Annotated in this window: 10 protein-coding genes; 2 read left to right on the top strand and 8 right to left on the bottom strand. The window is 52.4% G+C overall.

Translation table 11 applies throughout. The features are described from left to right. Positions 1 to 29 precede the first annotated feature (29 nt). Together oppA and EC836_RS01700 are read right to left on the bottom strand one after the other, a co-directional pair. Positions 30 to 1,670 (bottom strand): oligopeptide ABC transporter substrate-binding protein OppA, encoded by a 1,641-nt coding sequence (gene oppA / locus EC836_RS01705; RefSeq protein ID WP_123329527.1) that lies wholly within the window; start codon positions 1,668 to 1,670, stop codon positions 30 to 32. 825 nt (positions 1,671 to 2,495) lie between these two features. Continuing rightward, the gene (locus EC836_RS01700) at positions 2,496 to 3,143 is read right to left on the bottom strand and encodes a YchE family NAAT transporter (protein WP_123329525.1); all 648 of its coding nucleotides are present in this window, start codon (positions 3,141 to 3,143) and stop codon (positions 2,496 to 2,498) included. Between the two features lie 473 nt (positions 3,144 to 3,616). Between EC836_RS01700 and adhE the strand changes: the two genes are divergently transcribed. Further along, positions 3,617 to 6,304 (top strand): bifunctional acetaldehyde-CoA/alcohol dehydrogenase, encoded by a 2,688-nt coding sequence (gene adhE / locus EC836_RS01695; protein ID WP_123329523.1) that lies wholly within the window; start codon positions 3,617 to 3,619, stop codon positions 6,302 to 6,304. A gap of 152 nt (positions 6,305 to 6,456) precedes the next feature. On the opposite strand, the gene tdk is transcribed toward adhE, so the two are convergent. After that, positions 6,457 to 7,080, bottom strand: a complete 624-nt coding sequence (tdk, locus tag EC836_RS01690) for a thymidine kinase (RefSeq protein ID WP_123329521.1) — start codon at positions 7,078 to 7,080, stop codon at positions 6,457 to 6,459. 296 nt (positions 7,081 to 7,376) lie between these two features. On the opposite strand from tdk, the gene hns reads away from it, so the two are divergent. Then, on the top strand, positions 7,377 to 7,784 hold the full coding sequence (gene hns, locus EC836_RS01685) for a histone-like nucleoid-structuring protein H-NS (protein ID WP_123329519.1): 408 nt from the start codon (positions 7,377 to 7,379) through the stop codon (positions 7,782 to 7,784). Positions 7,785 to 7,901: 117 nt separating this feature from the next. Here hns and EC836_RS01680 read toward each other — a convergent pair whose 3' ends face one another. The 5 genes from EC836_RS01680 to rssA all read right to left on the bottom strand — a co-directional run bounded on the left by EC836_RS01680 (position 7,902) and on the right by rssA (position 13,404). Further along, positions 7,902 to 8,909 carry an NAD-dependent epimerase gene (locus EC836_RS01680; protein ID WP_123329517.1) on the bottom strand — a complete coding sequence of 336 codons (1,008 nt, stop codon included), beginning with the start codon at positions 8,907 to 8,909 and terminating at the stop codon, positions 7,902 to 7,904. Between the two features lie 14 nt (positions 8,910 to 8,923). Then, positions 8,924 to 10,264 (bottom strand): UDP-glucose/GDP-mannose dehydrogenase family protein, encoded by a 1,341-nt coding sequence (locus EC836_RS01675; RefSeq protein WP_123329515.1) that lies wholly within the window; start codon positions 10,262 to 10,264, stop codon positions 8,924 to 8,926. A 24-nt stretch (positions 10,265 to 10,288) separates the two neighbouring features. Then, positions 10,289 to 11,197, bottom strand: coding sequence for a UTP--glucose-1-phosphate uridylyltransferase GalU (galU, locus tag EC836_RS01670; protein ID WP_123329513.1), 909 nt, complete (start codon positions 11,195 to 11,197; stop codon positions 10,289 to 10,291). Positions 11,198 to 11,389: 192 nt separating this feature from the next. Then, a complete protein-coding gene (gene rssB / locus EC836_RS01665) occupies positions 11,390 to 12,403 on the bottom strand; it encodes a two-component system response regulator RssB (protein WP_123329511.1) in 1,014 nt (337 codons plus the stop codon). Between the two features lie 95 nt (positions 12,404 to 12,498). After that, positions 12,499 to 13,404, bottom strand: coding sequence for a patatin-like phospholipase RssA (rssA, locus tag EC836_RS01660; RefSeq protein ID WP_123329509.1), 906 nt, complete (start codon positions 13,402 to 13,404; stop codon positions 12,499 to 12,501). Positions 13,405 to 13,563 lie beyond the last annotated feature (159 nt).

Raw genomic sequence — 13,563 nt, 5'->3', positions numbered from 1 at the left:
TAAATGGGCAGCAAAGCTGCCCGTCGTACTTAGTGTTTAATAATGTAGAGATCTTTATCGTGGCTGTTATCCAGCGGGTCTTTACCGGTATAGCCGCCGACATACGGCTTCACTAACCGCAGATTTTTATAATAATAGACCGGCACAATCGCGGAGTCGGCGTCGAGGATTTTTTCCGCCTGGGCGTAAACTTCAGCACGCTTGCCTTCGTCTCCGGCAGCCAGCGCCTGCGCCATCGCCTTATCAAATTCCGGATTTTTATAATGTGAGGTGTTGTTACTGCTGTCAGACAGCATGGTATTCAGGAAGCTGGTTGGTTCATTATAGTCCGCGCACCAGGCCGCGCGCGCCACGTCGAAGGTGCCCTGATGGCGGGTATCCAGGAAGGTTTTCCACTCCTGGTTTTGCAGCTTCACGTTAACGCCCAGATTCTTCTTCCAGATAGACGCGGCGGCAATCGCCAGCTTCTTATGCAGATCGGAGGTGTTGTACAGCAGATCGAAGGTCAGCGGTTTGTCCGCGGTGTAGCCCGCTTCGGCCAGCAGTTTTTTCGCTTCTTCGTTACGTTTTTCCTGCGACCAGCCGAACCACTCCGGTGGCGTCAGCTTGATGCCATCGGTAAACGGCGGGGTATAGCTGTAGGCCGGATCTTCATCCTGCGCCTTCACTTTATTTACCATGATGTCGCGATCCAGGCCGAGTTTCAGCGCGGCACGCACGCGAGGATCGTTAAACGGCGGCTTCTGGTTGTTGATTTCGTAGTAGTAGGTGCAGAGATACGGGTCGGCGTGAATTTCGCCCGGGATCTCTTTTTTCAGCTTCTGATAAAGCTCAATCGGCAGATAGTTATAGGTCATATCGCTGCCGCCGCTGCGGTAGCGGTTGGTGTCGGTCACTTCTGAAGAGATTGGCAGGAAGGTAACCTGATTTAGTACGGTGTGGGCGTTATCCCAGTACTGTGGGTTACGCTCAACCACAATACGCTCGTTAACCACCCACTCTTTCAGCTTAAACGCGCCGTTGCCCACGAAGTTGGCGGGCTGGGTCCACTTTTCACCAAATTTTTCCACCACCGGTTTATACACCGGGGACATGGACGGGTGGATCAGCAGCTTGTAGAAATACGGAACGGCGTCGCTGAGGGTGACTTCCAGCGTATGGTCGTCGATGGCTTTCACGCCCAGGGTGTCGGCAGGTTTTTTGCCGTCAATGATGTCATCCACGTTGAGCAGGTGACCGTACTGCAGGTAACTGGCATAGGGGGATGCGGTTTTCGGATCGGCCAGGCGCTGCCAGCTGTAAACGAAGTCCTGCGCGGTAACCGGCTCGCCGTTTGACCATTTGGCGTTATTGCGCAGGTGGAAGACCCACACTTTACCGCCCTCTTTGCTTTCCCATTTTTCCGCTACGCCGGGAATAATTTTGCCATCGGCGTCGTTAATCACCAGGCCTTCCAGCACGTCGCGGTTAACGTTGGATTCCGGCACGCCTTCAATTTTATGCGGGTCGAGAGACTGCAGTTCAGCGCCGTTACCTCTGACCAGCTCCTGTTTCTCCGCCAGCTGCACGCCGGCAGGCACATTTGCCGCGAAGGCAGCATTGATTGTTAGCGATCCCATAGCCGCCATGACGCCAAGGGCAATCAGACTTCTCTTCGTGATGTTGGTCATTATTTACCTACTCCAGTTTTTAATATTACCTGCGGATCTTCGGCCCGCGGCGATAGCCCTGTTTACAGGAAACCTTGCCAAATGGCGGAACGACGCCTTTGGTTTGTTGATAAATCGGTACTGCTTTCTGCTACCGCTTTGCAGAATCCCCCCTGCGTTACCGTTCGGCCCATTGGCCGGATGCTCAGAACATCACATTGGCAATCTACTCTGTTCAGTTAAACCCTGCTGTTATGTCGCAAAGTTGCGGCGTAATACACTGCACATCCGGTGCCAGTTTTGCCGGTCACCTGAAAAATTATCAGAAGGGGTAGGATTGCGCTAAAGCTAAATAGCAAAAATGTTAACCATTTCTACTTTATCATGATAAATCGCAGGGGTAATGAGTTATTACACATCGATAAATAACGTGCAATTTGTTGATTTAAATGAATATACAGACACAATCTGCAAGATCGGGTGATAAAACAAACAGCGACAGGAAAAATCCATTTTATGTCGCCAATAAACGCCATAAAGACAACAAATACTGCTACAGATTTTTTATACAGTAGTTGATGAAACTACTTTTTAATGAGAAATCGGTTATATGCCGATGTAAAAAAAATCACATTTACACCGCCATCAAAGCGTTGCAAATCCGTTTGCAGTAGTTACATTAATAATTCGAATGGCAAAGTAAGATATGTGAATACATGCTGCAAAATGAGGCATTAAAAAGTGTAAATGCACCAATAAAGTGCACCACCCCTGTCGCATACGAAAAAAAAGCGCACAATGTGCGCCTTTCAGTGTTTATTGCAGGATGAAATTACCACCAACGATTCAGCCGGTTAATCCCGGGAACAGTGACCGAATGCCGGTGACCACAAATTCAATGCCCAGCGCCATCAGCAGCAGTCCCATGATACGGGTGACCACGTTAATGCCCGTCTGGCCCAGCACCCGAACCATAATCGGTGCCGCGCGGAATAACAGCCAGCAGCAGAAGGCGAACAGCGCAATCGCCAGCGAAAAGCCGAGCAGGTTTTGCCAGCTGTGATAGCGGGTGCTCCAGACAATGGTGGAGCTGATGGCACCCGGCCCCGCCATCAACGGCAGCGCCAGCGGCACCACGCCGATGCTTTCGCGGTTGGCCGTCTCTGATTTTTCCTGCTTGTTCTGCTTATCTTCCCCCAGTTTTCCGCTGATCATCGACATGGCGATGGTCACGACCAGGATGCCGCCCGCGATACGGAATGAATCAATGGAAATGCCGAAAATATGCAGAATACCGTCGCCCAAAAACAGGGCGGTCCACAGGATGATCGCCACGGAGACGTTGGCGGTGAGGTTGGTTTTATTCCTGGCGGCGGCCACCTGGTAGCTGGTCATGCTGATAAAGACCGGGATGATGCCGATGGGATTGACCAGGGCAAACAGGCCGACAAAGAATTTAATGTAACCTGAAAGATCTAATAGTGCTGAATTCACCCTGCTCTCCTGTGGGCTTCATGGTGGCGCTAATGTAATAGAATTCATCATCACTGACCATCCTGCCTGTCACGATAATCATCCGGTGTTCTTACTCAAAACAAATCAACAGGCAGGTTGTTATTGGAATGTGTAGCGCATCGTCTTGTTGTTAAATCTTTTGACGGCTTAATGCGAAGTTGTTGATCAAAAGCCGAATTCCACACAAGCTGAAAGGTGTCAGCTTGCAGAAAAGATGATCTAAATCATCATTTCACTTATCGACTCCCGCTATGCTCAATGTCATCAGAAGGAGCTGATAACGCACCGAAAGTGACAATCTGTTTCAGGATGCATTGAGACTCTGTCAGTAAACCATTAGAACGTTTTTCGCATTATCGCAAGCCCGCGTCCGGCAGTCGCAGCGTCGATGACTATACTTGCAAGTTCTGACTTGTTTACTAATAGAGTTTAACTTCCTCAGGAGAGCATTTATGGCCGTTACTAATGTTGCTGAACTTAACGCACTGGTTGAACGTGTTAAACAAGCACAGCGTGAATACGCCAATTTCACTCAAGAACAAGTAGACAAAATCTTCCGCGCGGCCGCTCTGGCCGCCGCTGATGCCCGAATTCCGCTGGCTAAAATGGCCGTTGCCGAATCCGGTATGGGTATCGTCGAAGATAAAGTGATTAAAAACCACTTCGCTTCCGAATATATCTATAACGCCTACAAAGATGAAAAAACCTGCGGCGTTCTGGCTACCGACGATACCTTCGGCACCATCACCATCGCCGAACCTATCGGTATTATCTGCGGCATCGTGCCAACCACCAACCCAACGTCCACCGCGATTTTCAAAGCGCTGATTAGCCTGAAAACCCGCAACGGTATTATCTTCTCCCCGCATCCGCGTGCCAAAGACGCCACCAATAAAGCCGCAGACATCGTGCTGCAGGCCGCGATTGCCGCCGGTGCACCAAAAGACATTATCGGCTGGATCGACGCCCCTTCCGTCGACCTGTCAAATCAGCTGATGCATCACCCGGATATCAACCTGATCCTCGCTACCGGCGGTCCGGGCATGGTGAAAGCCGCCTACAGCTCCGGTAAACCCGCTATCGGCGTAGGTGCCGGTAACACCCCGGTCGTGGTCGATGAAACCGCCGACATCAAACGCGCCGTGGCGTCGATTCTGATGTCAAAAACCTTCGATAACGGTGTGATCTGCGCCTCCGAACAGTCGGTGATTGTTGTTGACAGCGTGTACGATGCGGTGCGCGAGCGCTTCGCCAGCCATGGCGGCTACCTGCTGCAGGGTAAAGAGCTGAAGGCCGTGCAGGAGATGATCCTGAAAAACGGCGCGCTTAACGCCGCCATCGTCGGTCAGCCCGCAGTGAAGATCGCCGAGATGGCCGGATTAACCGTCCCGGCCAGCACCAAAATTCTAATCGGTGAAGTAAAACTGGTTGATGAGTCCGAGCCGTTTGCCCACGAAAAACTGTCACCTACGCTCGCCATGTACCGGGCTAAAGACTTTGCCGACGCGGTCGATAAAGCCGAGAAACTGGTCGCCATGGGCGGGATTGGCCACACCTCCTGTCTGTACACCGACCAGGACAATCAGACTGAACGCGTCAATTACTTTGGCGACAAAATGAAAACCGCGCGTATTCTGATTAACACGCCGGCTTCTCAGGGCGGTATCGGTGACCTGTATAACTTCAAACTGGCACCGTCACTTACGCTGGGCTGTGGTTCATGGGGTGGCAACTCCATTTCTGAAAACGTCGGACCTAAACATCTGATTAACAAGAAAACCGTGGCCAAGCGAGCTGAAAATATGTTGTGGCATAAACTTCCTAAGTCTATCTACTTCCGTCGCGGCTCACTGCCTATCGCACTTGAAGAAGTGGCCACCGATGGTTACAAACGTGCGTTTATCGTCACCGACCGTTTCCTGTTCAACAACGGCTATGCCGACCAGATTATCCGCGTGCTGAAGTCACACGGCGTGGAAACCGACGTGTTCTTCGAAGTCGAAGCGGACCCAACGCTGAGCATCGTGCGTAAAGGCGCAGAGAAAATGAACTCCTTCAAACCGGACGTGATTATTGCGCTCGGCGGCGGTTCACCGATGGATGCGGCGAAAATTATGTGGGTGATGTACGAGCATCCGGAAACCCACTTTGAAGAACTGGCTCTGCGCTTTATGGATATCCGTAAACGCATCTATAAGTTCCCGAAAATGGGCGTGAAGGCCAAAATGGTGGCGATCACCACCACCTCCGGTACCGGTTCAGAAGTCACACCGTTCGCCGTGGTGACCGACGATGCTACCGGCCAGAAATATCCGCTGGCGGACTACGCCCTCACCCCGGATATAGCGATTGTGGATGCCAACCTGGTGATGGATATGCCGAAATCACTCTGTGCCTTCGGCGGACTGGATGCCGTTACCCACTCACTGGAAGCCTATGTGTCGGTGATGGCGAACGAATTCTCCGACGGCCAGGCGCTGCAGGCGCTGAAACTACTGCAGGAAAACCTGCCGGCCAGCTATCGTGACGGTGCCAAAAACCCGGTAGCGCGTGAACGTGTGCACAACGCAGCGACTATCGCCGGCATCGCCTTCGCCAACGCCTTCCTCGGGGTCTGTCACTCCATGGCGCACAAGCTGGGCTCTGAGTTCCACATTCCACACGGTCTGGCCAATGCGCTGCTGATTTGTAACGTGATTCGCTATAATGCCAACGACAACCCAACCAAGCAGACGGCCTTTAGCCAGTACGACCGTCCGCAGGCGCGCCGCCGCTACGCTGAGATTGCCGACCATCTGGGCCTCAGCGCACCGGGCGACCGCACCGCACAGAAAATTGAGAAACTGCTCGCCTGGCTGGAAGAGATGAAAGCCGCACTGGGCATTCCGAAGTCCATTCGTGAAGCCGGGGTTCAGGAAGCCGATTTCCTGGCGAAGGTGGATAAACTGGCGGAAGATGCCTTCGATGACCAGTGTACCGGTGCCAACCCGCGCTATCCGCTGATTGCCGAACTGAAAAGCATCATGATGGATACCTTCTACGGTCGCGAATTCAGCGAGTCTGATAGTACTGACGCTGTGGAAGTGACTCAGGAAGCTGAAATCAAGAAGTTTGAGAAACGCGCAAAGAAGTCATCGTAACTCAGTAGCGATAGCTTGGCGGTAAGAGACAATGCCGGTTACTTAACGTGACCGGCATTATTTTTTAGCGGGACTACCTGTTTTTTATACAGATCGGTTAGTCTGCCTTAACATCCTCCGGCAACCTTCCTGAGCCGCTATGTTAAGCAATATTACCCTTCCAGGCTGGACTGATTGCCAAAAATAGCACGCGACGAACCGCTCTCCAGCGCTTCGTAGTAGTGTTTGCGACAGACGGAAACATAGCTTTCATTTCCCCCCACCTGCACCTGTGCGCCCTCTTTAAACGGCTTGCCCTGCTCATTCAGGCGCAGCACCATTCCGGCTTTCCTGCCGCAGTGGCAGACCGTTTTTAACTCCACCAGCTTGTCCGCCCAGGCCAGCAGATACTGACTGCCGCTGAACAATTCACCGCGGAAATCAGTCCGTAATCCGTAGCACAGCACCGGTATATCTAGCTGGTCGACAACCTCCGCCAGTTCTTTCACCTGAGCGCGAGTCAGAAACTGACTTTCGTCCAGCAGCACGCAGTGTATCGGCTCGATCAGGTTCTCAGCCTTAATTTCGTTAAACAGTGAAGTCTCGTGACTATACAGCTGTGCAGGCGAAGACAGACCGATTCTTGAGCCAATACGCCCTGCCCCAAAACGATTATCAAATTCAGCGGTATACACCATCGTGCGCATGCCGCGCTCACGGTAATTATAAGAAGACTGCAACAACGCCGTGGATTTTCCGGCGTTCATCGCCGAATAATAGAAATAAAGTTGAGCCATTGGCCCTTACTCCGCAGGTCATAAATGATGCGCGCAGTGTAGCATAAACGGCACGTTTGGAGGGTGATAAGCTAATTATAATGAGTGAGTTAAAGGCCGCACGTGCCTTTTGAATTGATCGTTCATATCGATTCTATTTCTACTACAACCGTTAATCGACTGGATTTAAACGAGGGGTAACTGTTTATTAGTTGTTTTTTATTCCTCATAAAATTAGCTATTGCAGTTCGGAAAGGTCACCACTATTATTATCGGGCAAGAAGTATTCCCATCAATATAAATTAGAGAATTGGACAATGAGCGAAGCACTCAAAATTTTGAACAATATTCGTACGCTGCGTGCGCAGGCAAGAGAATGCAGCCTGGAAACGCTGGAAGAAATGCTGGAGAAACTGGAAGTTGTCGTCAATGAACGCCGCGACGAAGAAAACCAGGCGCAGGCTGAAGTAGAAGAGCGTACGCGTAAACTGCAGCAGTATCGCGATATGCTGATTGCGGACGGTATCGATCCTAACGAATTACTTTCCAGCCTTGCAGCGGCAAAAGCACCGGGTAAATCCAAGCGTGCAACGCGTCCTGCTAAATATCAGTATGTTGAAGAGAACGGCGAAACCAAAACCTGGACCGGCCAGGGCCGCACCCCGGCAGTCATCAAAAAAGCTATCGAAGAACAAGGTAAGCAGCTGGACGATTTCCTGCTGTAATTGCCCATAAGAGTCCCTCTCTAATACCACACCAATGGTGTGTTTATTTAGCTTTATTTTTATATCACCAGGCATCAGTAAAAAAGGAAGCTTTCGCTTCCTTTTTTTATTTCGTCATCACACCTGATAGAAGTCCCTGTACCACGCTACAAAGCGTGCCACACCGTCCGCGACTAAAGTCTGAGGCTTATAGCCTATTGCCTCGTACAGCGCGCGGGTGTCGGCGCTGGTATCCAGTACGTCACCGGGCTGCATCGGCAGCATATTTTTGCTGGCGGTTTGCCCCAGCGCATTCTCCAGCGCTTTGATGTAGTCCATTAACATCACCGGCTGGCTGTTACCGATATTGTAGACCCGATAAGGCGCTGAGCTGTTGGCCGGGCTGCCGGTTTCCACCGTCCAGCTATCATCACGCTGGGGAATAATATCCTGCAGGCGCAGGATAGATTCGGCAATATCGTCAATGTAGGTAAAGTCCCGACGCATTTCACCATTATTATAAACATCAATACTTTCGCCCGCGAGAATAGCGCGGGTGAATTTGAACAGTGCCATATCCGGCCGGCCCCAGGGGCCATAGACCGTAAAGAAGCGCAGCCCGGTAGTCGGAATGCCGTACAGATGAGAATAAGTATGGGACATCAGCTCATTGGCCTTTTTCGTTGCCGCATACAATGAGACCGGATGGTCAACGGAATCATCCGTCGAGAACGGTAATTTACGATTCAGGCCATATACCGAGCTGGAAGAGGCATACAGCAAATGTTCCACCTGATTATGGCGGCAGCCCTCAAGAATATTTAAATGGCCGATAAGATTTGCGTCCGCGTACGCCAGGGGATTTTCCAGTGAATAACGCACACCGGCCTGAGCGGCAAGGTGAATTACGCGCTGGAAACGCTGCTCACGAAACAGACTGGCCATGCCTTCACGGTCGGCAAGGTCAATTTTGATAAAGGTGAATTCGGGATGGGTGGTAACCAAATCGAGGCGGGCAGTTTTCAGATTAACGTCGTAATAATCATTCAGGTTATCGATACCGATAACCTGGTGACCGGCATCCAGCAGGCGTTGAGTGACGTGAAAGCCAATAAATCCTGCTGCGCCGGTAACCAGATATTTCATACTTGCCTCTTCAATTATGCAATGTTTAGAGATGCTCCGCGGCCAATTGCATAATAGACAAAACCGCGTTTGCTGATTCTTTCCGGATCATACAGGTTACGACCATCAAAAATCACGGCTTCTTTCAGGGCATCTTTAATCACGTCAAAATCCGGCGCGCGGAAGTTCTGCCACTCGGTGCAGATCACCAGGCCATCAGCACCCTGCAGTGCAGCTTCTTTGGTTCCCATCAGCTTGAGATCGCTGCGGTGGCCGTAGATGCGCTGCGCTTCATCCATCGCTTCCGGGTCGAAGGCCTGTACGGTCGCCCCGGCCTGCCACAGTGCTTCCATCAGCACGCGGCTTGACGCTTCACGCATATCATCGGTGTTAGGCTTAAATGACAGGCCCCACAGAGCAAACGTTTTGCCCTCAAGATTTTCACCGAAGTGATGCTTGATAAAGGTCGGCAGCTTGTTCTTCTGCGAATCGTTGACGTCTTCCACCGCCTGCAACAGACGCGGCGTGTAGCCAATCTGCTCTGCGGTACGGATCAGCGCCTGCACATCTTTCGGGAAGCAGGAACCGCCGTAGCCGCAGCCAGGGTAGATAAAGGAGTAACCGATACGCGAATCTGAACCAATCCCCTGACGCACTTTCTCAACGTCAGCGCCCAGGCGCTCGGCCAGGTTGGAGATTTCATTCATAAAGCTGATTTTAGTGGCCAGCATGCAGTTTGCCGCATACTTGGTCAGCTCCGCACTGCGGATATCCATCAGGATCATACGGTCATGGTTGCGGTTGAATGGCTCATAGAGCTCACGCAGCAGCTCGACAACTTCGTCGTTGTCGGTACCAATCACAATACGCTCAGGGCGCATACAGTCGTTGACCGCCGCGCCCTCTTTCAGGAATTCCGGGTTAGACACGACATCAAAGGTCAGTTCAACACCGCGTCCTTTCAGCGTCTCTTCCATCACCTGACGCACGCGATCGGCTGTGCCTACCGGTACGGTAGATTTATCCAGCACCACTTTGTGCGAGGTCATATGCTGGGCGATCGTGCGCGCCACGGCAGTGACATACTTCAGGTCGGCAGAACCGTCTTCATCCGGCGGCGTTCCCACGGCGATAAACTGCATCACACCGTGATTCACCCCTTCCTCGGCGTTCGTGGAGAACTTCAGGCGACCGGCCTCATAGTTCTGCATGACCAGCGGAGTCAGTCCTGGCTCAAAAATTGGAATATGGCCTTTTTTAAGGTTTTCGACCTTGCTTGCGTCAACATCGATGCAGAGAACGTCATGTCCAACTTCTGCCAGAACAGCAGCCTGCACCAGTCCGACGTAACCGATACCAAATACGGTGACTTTCATTGTGTTGTCCCGGTTAAAATGAAATTATTTTTTATTGCCTACGGTGCTTTCCAGCCACGCTTTGAAATCACTGCCGAGCGTGTTGTGGCGAACGCCGTACTCTACGAAGGCCTGCATGTAACCCAGTTTGTTACCGCAGTCATGGCTGACGCCTTTCAGGTGATAGGCTTCAACGGTTTCTTTTTCCATCAGCATCGCGATGGAGTCGGTCAGCTGGATTTCATCACCGGCACCCGGAGGGGTTTTCGCCAGCAGTGGCCAGATGTCCGCAGACAGCACGTAACGACCCACGACCGCCAGGTTAGACGGCGCCTTATCGGCTTTAGGCTTCTCAACCACACCCACCATCGGAGCGCTTTCACCGGCTTTCAGCTCGGCGCCTTTGCAGTCAACCACACCGTAGGCGGTCACATCGGCTACCGGCTCAACCATGATCTGGCTGTGGCCCGTTTCGTCGAAGCGGCGGATCATATCGGCCAGGTTCTCTTTCGACAGGTCTGACTCATACTCATCCAGGATCACGTCCGGCAGGATCACTGCGACAGGCTCGTTGCCCACCACCGGCCATGCGCACATCACCGCGTGGCCCAGACCTTTCGCCAGGCCCTGACGGACCTGCATGATGGTCACGTGCGGCGGGCAGATTGACTGGATTTCTTCCAGCAGCTGGCGCTTAACGCGTTTTTCCAGCATCGCTTCCAGTTCAAAACTGGTGTCAAAGTGGTTTTCGATGGAATTTTTAGACGAGTGCGTAACCAGCACAATTTCGGTAATTCCAGCCGCGATACACTCGTTAACGACATACTGAATTAACGGCTTATCAACCAGCGGCAGCATCTCTTTAGGAATCGCTTTAGTTGCTGGCAACATACGTGTTCCCAAACCTGCAACCGGGATTACCGCTTTTTTGACTTTAGAATTATGGGCAGACATCAAAGTACCTCTCATTAGGCCGTTCAAGTTATTACTTGATATGTCGAGTTTAAAAACAGAGTGAGTATACCAGTTAGTCCCACACGGATTTATCCTGGTGAATTCATTTCAGCAAAAATTAAGATAATTACCCAAGTGTAAAGCTTATCGATGCCTCTGTCTTGCCGGGCAGAGAGAAAGGAGCGCGACCGGTTAATCCGTACTCAGCATTAACCGCAGCCTGCCGCCAGCGCCCCAAACCTGGCACTGCCAGGCATCACAACGCTGGCTGATTTGATTAAGATGCGTACTGCCCAGCGTGCCGAGCGGTACGCCATTGCTCAACTGAATTTGCTGGCTGTGAATACTGAGCGAGGCATTAAGACCTGCGGAGACCAGAATCAAATTTTTCAGGTCGCGGTTATAATAACCAACCAGCAAAGGAAATTGCCCGTCGAGATTAACCTGGCGTAATAATTGATTAACCTGAGTCAGCAATCCACTTAACTCGGGCAGCCGCTGAGACTGCCCGGACAATTGTTCCTGAAGCAGGCCGTTAAATAATGCTCGCAATAACAGCGCGGCCAGCACGCCATTATCCCCGGCGCGGGTGACATCAAGACAGTAAAAGGCCAGATCTTTCTCTGATAATGCCGCCACATCCAGAACCAGGCCCGGCTGTTCGGCCATGGTAAGCTGGCGATAGTTTATCCGGCAACGGGCGATGGTCTGCTGAACCGGCGGCTGTAGCTGCTGCAGGAGCTTGGCAGCGGCGGCGGGATCGCGTACCAGCGCATCCCAGTCCTGGAACAGCTGTTCATCCTCGTCAACTTTAGAGGTAAACATTGAGGGGTAGAGGCACTCGAAGACCACTTCCCGCAGGCGAGCCAAATCTTTCACCGGCTTTAGCAGCACGTCCTGCACGCCCAGGCGCAGCACTTTGGCAATGTCAGACATGTTTTCCGTGGCGGAGATCACCAGAATAGGCAGCGTCTGCCCCGTGCTGCGCAGGTGGCTGACCAGCGTCAGGCCGTCCATGTTCGGCATGGCCAGATCGCAAATCATCATATCCGGCTGGCTCACGGCCAGCAGTTCCAGAGCCTTAACGCCGTCATCCGCCAGGCTTATCTGCGCGCCGAGTGAAGTGAGGAAGTTCTCAAGCAGGGAGCGGAAAACGACTTCGTCCTCAACGATGAGAATGCGTTTTCCACTTAACGGTTTTTCCATTGTTCTCCCCTGCAAAACAGATACCTCAATAGTGGTCTATAAATCGCAGATGTGCCTCTCTGAATTGGCGCTATCCGCATGATAAATTGATTACGCTATTGTCTGTCGCGGACAAGTGGCAGTAATTCATCCATTTTCTTTTCAACTGACAGTTTTCCCGCTTCGATCGCTTCCTCAGCGCGATGAAAATCCAGCGTGGAGATTTGCGGGCAGAACGGCTGCAGCAGAACGTCCGGCGGATCGCCCGCCATACGGTTGCGCTTCAGACGATTTTCCAGCACCTGTATCGAGGTGGACATGATTTCCATCGCGCTCGGCGAGTGGTTCACTTTGCGCTGCACCATCCGACCCAGCCGCTGCCGCAGTCTTCCGCCCCAGCTGTGCGGTTCAACAATCTCTTCCCCTTCGGGATGCGGCGTTACGGAAAACAGATCCTGCTGCATCAGATGCGCGTCATGTTGCAGATCAACGGCAATCACAATATCGGCTCCCAGCGCGCGGGTTAAGGAAATCGGCACCGGATTAACCACCGCCCCGTCAACCAGCCAGTAACCGTTCCAGCCCACCGGTGACAGCAGGCCGGGCATACTGCATGACGCTCTGACCGCCTGATGCAGATCCCCTTCCGTCAGCCAGAGTTCTCGGCCTGTGCTCAGGTTAGTGGCTACCGCGCCAAAAGGCAGGCTGCACTGTTCAATGTTTTCGTTGGCAATCAGACGCCGCACGTGGCTGAACACCCGTTCGCCGCGCAGCAGGCCACCGCGCTGCCAGGAGAGATCCATCAGGCGGATCACCTGCCAGTAGCTGAACGACCGCACCCAGGACTCCATCAGCGGCAGCCGCCGACTGGCATACGCCGCACCGACCAGCGCGCCAACGGAACAGCCTGCGACGACATCAATACGGATACCGGCACGTTCGAGGGCGTTAATCACCCCGATATGCGACCAGCCCTTCGCCGCACCCGATCCCAACGCCAGTCCGATTTTAATCTGTCTCATTCCACCTCTGGCTTTGATACCTGCATCCTTTTTCTGCCACATACCTGCGGCAAAGGTCCCAAACGGGCATTCATAACGATCAAAATGGCATCACTGCCGCGGGTCGGTTACCATCAGCCCACAAATCCTGAATAACCCGTATATCAGAGAGCTGGAGTC

It is taken from the genome of Erwinia sp. JUb26 (assembly GCF_003751505.1).
Classification (GTDB): domain Bacteria; phylum Pseudomonadota; class Gammaproteobacteria; order Enterobacterales; family Enterobacteriaceae; genus Erwinia.
This window is presented reverse-complemented; position numbering and strand designations above follow the sequence as displayed.